General features: G+C 43.9%; 5 protein-coding genes. 3 read left to right on the top strand and 2 right to left on the bottom strand.

The features are described from left to right. Positions 1 to 156 precede the first annotated feature (156 nt). Both AB4517_RS06320 and AB4517_RS06315 read right to left on the bottom strand, forming a co-directional pair. On the bottom strand, positions 157 to 1,965 hold the full coding sequence (locus tag AB4517_RS06320; protein ID WP_372148067.1) for a DUF3413 domain-containing protein: 1,809 nt from the start codon (positions 1,963 to 1,965) through the stop codon (positions 157 to 159). A gap of 28 nt (positions 1,966 to 1,993) precedes the next feature. Beyond that, complete coding sequence (locus AB4517_RS06315; protein WP_004734063.1) at positions 1,994 to 2,221, bottom strand: YejL family protein; 228 nt, start codon at positions 2,219 to 2,221, stop codon at positions 1,994 to 1,996. A gap of 84 nt (positions 2,222 to 2,305) precedes the next feature. Between AB4517_RS06315 and yejK the strand changes: the two genes are divergently transcribed. The 3 genes from yejK to AB4517_RS06300 all read left to right on the top strand — a co-directional run bounded on the left by yejK (position 2,306) and on the right by AB4517_RS06300 (position 6,074). Then, complete coding sequence (yejK, locus tag AB4517_RS06310) at positions 2,306 to 3,310, top strand: nucleoid-associated protein YejK (protein ID WP_017061190.1); 1,005 nt, start codon at positions 2,306 to 2,308, stop codon at positions 3,308 to 3,310. A gap of 105 nt (positions 3,311 to 3,415) precedes the next feature. Further along, entirely contained in the window at positions 3,416 to 4,819 is a 1,404-nt protein-coding gene (locus AB4517_RS06305; RefSeq protein ID WP_372148066.1) for an Hpt domain-containing protein, read from the top strand. Between the two features lie 76 nt (positions 4,820 to 4,895). Continuing rightward, positions 4,896 to 6,074, top strand: coding sequence for a chemotaxis protein (locus tag AB4517_RS06300; RefSeq protein ID WP_372148065.1), 1,179 nt, complete (start codon positions 4,896 to 4,898; stop codon positions 6,072 to 6,074). Positions 6,075 to 6,109 lie beyond the last annotated feature (35 nt).

Below are 6,109 nucleotides of genomic sequence, written 5' to 3'. Positions count from 1 at the left end.
CCACTCAGCCATCCCTCCAGTGGCGTGAATAATATAAGGGGTGGAGGATCTTGTAAACCCTTAATTTTCATAATTTTGTTTTGTTGCTTGTTTTCTAATCATTCACGGCAATAAAAAAGGGAAGCCATTGGCTTCCCTTTGCTGTTTGCTGATTATTTAGTCATTTTTTGTGTAGAAACGCTGTAGCTCTGTCAGGCCTTGCATCAACACAGGTAAGCGAGGGCTTACGTTTTTCAGGCGCTTGTAATTTTGGTCGTACAATTTGTAGTTACCAAATTTATCCAACACCGTTGTTTGCTGGTCAGTAACAAGAGCAAGTTCACGAGAGTCGCCCGCGAGAATCCACTTTCTGTTACGTTCATTAAACAGGCTGCGACCACTACTGAAATCTGTTGGGTTCGAAGATACACCCAATAGCTCTTGCATCAGTGTTACTGACACGTCTAGATGACTAGAACGGTGGGTGTATTCAGAAGCAGACTTGCCAGGCCAGCTGATAAACAGTGGTACTTGTAACTGATAACGACTGTAGTTGGAGTTTGCACCCCAGCTGTTGGTTTTGGTTTCGTTAAACTCAGTACCGTGGTTAGAGGTAATGATAACCACCGTGTTATCGGCAAGCTCTAAGCGTTCCAGTTCAGCGTAGATAGTTGCTAGCTGAGCATCGGCCGCTGTCGCCGACTTTTGATAGTTTGCTGCAAAACGCTCTGCTGTCGTTAGCGTAGAGTCCGACTCTGAACTTGAATCGTAGCTGGCGAAGTTATCCAGTGTGGTTAATTCAATAAAGTTAAACCAAGGGCGTTTAGCTTGCGGTGATTGAATCCAGTTAGACCAAGCTTTTATGGCACTCTGGTCATCATAAGTTGCTTGCTCTGGCATCACATCACGGCCTCGGAAGATGATATCCGAGTACAGTGCATCACTAAAGTTGTCGCCACTGAAAGCAGCGAACTTGTAATCGTGATTCTCTAAAACATCGAGCAATACTGCGCTTGACCCCTGAGCTTCAATGCTGCTTGCGTAGCTGCTCGGTAGGCCGTAGAACAAGCCAAAAATACCAAACATATCGTTACTTGAACTGTAGTGGTTGGTGAAGTTGATCGACTGTTGTGCGTAGGCATAGCTGTTTGGCATCGCTGTCGCATTAAGAGCGTCAGAGCGAAGGTTGTTCACACTCACCATCAGGATATTAAGATCATCACTGCGGCGGTTGTATTGAATTTTTTCTAGCGGGTAGCTAACTAGGTTTACATTCTCTTTGTTCGCTTCTAAACGCTCAAGGTACTCTTCACGGTCTAATAGGCCATGTTTTTCCATAAAGCTTTTCGCTGTCATAGGGTAAGACAGTGGGAAGTTCGCTTTCTGGCTAGTAATTGGGTTATAGAAGTACGCATCAGCCCATATGTAGGTCAAGTGGCTGCTGATGAAACACAAGAAGAAGACGGCAGTAATCGGACGGCCAATGTGTTTATGAGACAGTTTACGCTGCTTACGCCAAACCCACTCAGATAGACCGAGTTGCAGCAAGAAGATAAGCGGCATAACAATGAAGAGGTGCTGCAAATCAGACGTGAATGCAGATTCCTCTCCACTGAATAAAACCTCCCACACGACAGGCGTCAGGTGGAGGTTTATATTTTGATACGTTTGGGTATCAATCAGTAGGACAGTTAAACCTATGGTCGCGAAGATAACGGCAACCAAACGTAATAACTTCCTCGACGGAAGAATAAAAGTGAGCGGGAACAGCACTAATAGATAGAGCGCGAACACTAAAAAGCCAAAATGACCAACCCACGATGCAGCCAAATAGAATTGGCCTAGCAAGGTTTCTGGCCAAGCAGATTGAGTAATATAACGAGTACCAATCAACATCGCAGCAATGATGTTGAAAAATGCAAACCAGTGACCCCAACCAACCAGTCGAGATACACGATCGCTATATGAGTTTGCGCTGTCTACCATTTATAATTCTTTTATCCGTCAATCAAATTTAGTGAGACTTTTTATCTTCAAGAGAAGAAATTAAAGCCTCGGCAAATTTTTCAGCAATTCCTTTGCGTTGTGAAGCAGCAACATTCTGATTTAAGACATTGGTTGCGATATTTCCAGCGATCATCAGTGAAAGTTCTGGCGAAGCTTTGTGCTTAGTTAGTACAGCACCTACTTCAGCTAGGATTTTTTCAACTTGATCATCTGTGTATTTAGATATAATCGGCATAAGGACTCTAATAATGATAGTAAAAGCGGCTTATGATAACCTACTATGCACGACAACTGAAACCTGAACGGTAATATTTTCACTATGAGCCTTCACCTTTCCAACGTAATTTTACACCAGCTGAGCAAGAACGATCAGGATGAGCTGATTGTTAACTATCGTGCTGAATCTCTAGAAAACGATGCTTCATCTGAAAGCCTAGTTGCTGAACTTCACCGTGTTTTTAATTCAAAAGCAGGCAAAGGGTTTGGTTCTTTCAAATCTGACAGCGAATTCCAGCAGTGGTTGCATCAACTTCGTGCTGGTGAGACAAACTTTTACGATTTTTCTCAAAAGAGTGCGCAACGTCTAAAAGACGAACTATCAAAGTACCCATTCGCTGACGAAGGTATCTTGGTAATGGCTGAATATCAGTCACTTGCAACAGATTACCTTTTCATTGGTTTATTGCCTTCAAACCAAAGCCTAAAGGTAACTGAAGGGCTTGATATTAGTGCGACTGACTACCTTGATATCTCAAAAATGGATATCGCGGCTCGTCTAGACCTTTCAACTTATGAGACTGATAAAGAATCAAACCGTTACTTAACTTACATTAAAGGACGTGTTGGCCGTAAAGTCGCGGATTTCTTCTTAGATTTCTTACAAGCTGAAGTTGGTTTGGATGCGAAACAGCAGAACCAAGTACTGATGCAAGCGGTAGAAGACTTCGTTTCTGACTCTAAATTAGAGAAAGAAGAAGCGATCAGCTACAAAAAGCAGGTTGCGGATTACTGTAACGAGCAGCTTAAAGCGGGCGATGAAGTACAAGTTCGTGAACTTTCTGGTGAGTTGCCAGCAAGCACTGATGGCACAAGCTTCTTTGACTATACTAGTGAGCAAGGCTACGAGTTAGAAGACAGCTTCCCAGCCGATCGCGCAACTATGCGTAAACTAACAAAATTTGTTGGTGCTGGTGGCGGTTTGAATGTTAGTTTTGATAGTCTGCTTCTAGGCGAACGTATCTTTTACGATCCGGAGACAGACACGCTAACGATTAAAGGCACTCCACCGAACTTACGTGACCAACTGACTCGCAATAAGTCATAGTCCGAAGTTAACGGATAAAAGCGGCAGCAGGACGTTGTCGCTTATTTTGTGCTTAATCTTTTAGCTACGGTCATGGCTTCAAGTTAACACGCACAAGGAATATAGATGGAACAATCAGTAGCAAAGCCCAAACGCTTTAAAAAACCAGCCACCTTTTTGGTTGTGCTCTTGGCTCTGTGGTTACTTCCTTCATTGGCTCTTCTTAATCTAAGCCGTTCCTACACCAATTCTCTAGCTCAAATCGAAGAGCTCGGTATTCGAGTCAACGAATTGAGGCAATCGCTTTATTTCTCAGAACCGCTTCGAGTCTCTCGTATCAATGATCTCGCACTCGATGCTCAGTTGGTTTATTCGATCCGACTGCAGATTGAATCTGATTTCCAACACGCCTTGTTTCGTCCTGATGTCAACCAACTGTTGTACGTAGCTGATCAGTTCCTAGAAAAGTTCGATGAGTTCATTCCAATAGAAAGCCAAGTTCAAGACATCGTTGATAACATTAAGATCTTGCGTGCTGATAAAGAGCTTTCCCCTCAGCTAAAACCGCTCCTCAACGAATTCGGTGTTGTGGTATTTGAAGCCATGTATTCTGAAAATCAAAGTTCGTCAGCGACTTATCGCGCCTTTGATTCCATTCTAGAAAAATCTTATTCCTTAGAAAACGAAGAACAAGATGCACTCCAACAACTACTGGCTGATGCGTCAGCATTGTTGAGTGATTACGCTCAGCTTAACTATTTGGTTGATAAGATTAAGAAAAACTCAGTAAATGAACAGATCATAAAACTCGAAGCTGAGTTCCATGATCGTCAATTCAACCTATTGTTGGTGATGCTAGGCTTAAGCTTGGTGGCGATGAGCGGGATAGTGTTTTGGGGCGTTAGGTCCACAAAAACGATGAAAGAAGCAGACCAAGAACTCAGCTCTGAACTAGAAATTAATTCAAGTAAGGAAGACGTTTCTTATAGCGATGTTGTTTCCTCAGCAGTGAAACAAGCAGATAGTGACGCTTATGTATCCGAGAACAGGCCAACGCGCCAGTCTTCCGACTCTCAACCTCCGCAGAGCGTTAACGTTACAAGCCAACCCGTTGTACCGCAATACTCTATTCAGCAAGTCCCTGAACAGGCGCCAGTAGTAGAGAAACACGTTGCCAGTGTCACAGATTCAAAGCCTGCGATTGATATCGAAGACATGTTAGAAACGCTCGATGGTGATGCTGAGTCTGTCGAACTCTTGCTTGGTGTGTTTGTACAAGACCACGCAGGTGACTACGAGAAGTTTAAGTCTTTGTTGACCAAAGATGAAACCTCCGCGGCTCGCATTGTACATAGCTTAAAAGGCGTGGCTGGCAGTATTAAAGCGTCTCGGTTAGCCATCATTGCCGCAACCATTGAAATGACAATGAAGCAGTCCAGAGCGATCAGTGAACATGATTTAGCTGAACTAGAGCAGGCTATAAAAGCCTCTGTGGATTCTGCTCATGAATATTTAGACAGTCAGCGTTAACTTTTACAGGATTTTTGACAATACTCTGACGAAGCGCTCATACAATCAGCGCCCTTAGTCTTTGTCAGAGGTTTATATGTTACGAGTTTCGAGTCGAAGTTGGATGGTGTTGGTGCTTAGCATTGTGCTAAGTGGTTGTTCTCTCTTAGAAGTTAAGTTAGATAGTCAAACGACGCCTCTCACTCAACAAGAGTTAAATGCTCGGCTCATGACGCGTGAATACGCCAAGATGTTTTTTACACGAGTAGAAGACTCGGCCGACCTCATCGCGCAATCTTACCTTGCTGATGACACCTTACATCAATCTTATGTGTTGCTTTGGAAGATCCATGCAGAGCAGGGCTTACAACAAGCGGCTTACCAAACTTCCCCAATGTCTGCGTTAATTGACTCGTGGGTTTTCACTGCCCAAATGAATCAGTTTTATAGCCAAGGCGATGGCGCGGACCTATTCGCGACGGATGATGCGGTAGAGGCTGCTCGTTTTCTTGACCAAGAAGCAGAGAAATTGGCAAAGGGTGTATTGAACTCCAGTGATTTCAAAAAAAGCAAAGCGTTCGTTGCTCAGTTTGCCGCTAGCCACCCATTTAAAGATCTCACATTCAGAAGCACGCCTGCTTACCGTGAATGGCTAAGTTACCTTGGTAAAGACGAGTCGCAAATCGTCCAGAGTTTAGGCACCATGCCAGAAGCAATGAGCGATGCATCAGACCGCTTAAGCTTAATGGCTGACCAGACACCGAAACTGATGACGTGGAAAGCTGAGTTGGTTGCATTGAATAGCTCGCTAACGGGTGAAGACCTATCGATGACGCTGGAAAGCCTTCGTCAAACATCAGCAAGCATGCAAGACTTCATTGAGAACAATCCGGAGTACATGCAAACACTGGCTTCTATTATGTCGACAGAAATGCAACCATTGCTCAACGACCTCAGTGATAAAACCGACCAAAAATTAGCGATGCTGAGTGATGAACGTGTGGCATTAGAAAAAATGGTGACACGTGAGAGAGAAGCTCTAGTAGAGATGATTGCGAAAGAGCGCATCGAGATTGCCGGCATTGTGACTTCAGAAAGAGAACTGTTCACACAAGACCTTGATCGCGTCTCTCAAGAGGTGGTGGTACTTGCGATTGATAAACTGATGGAGTTAATCAAAGGTGTGATTATCTACTTCATCCTGTTTATCTTAGTGGTGTTCTTTGCTCCGTTAGGTATCGGTTACTGGTTGGGTAAACGAACCGCCAACAAATAAGTAAATCAGCAGATCAAAAAAGAGCGCCCTAGGGC

It is taken from the genome of Vibrio sp. 10N.222.52.C3 (assembly GCF_041474195.1).
GTDB classification, from domain to species: Bacteria; Pseudomonadota; Gammaproteobacteria; order Enterobacterales; family Vibrionaceae; genus Vibrio; species Vibrio crassostreae_C.
Note: the sequence above shows the minus strand (reverse complement) of the source record. Positions and strands in the feature narration are given on the sequence as shown.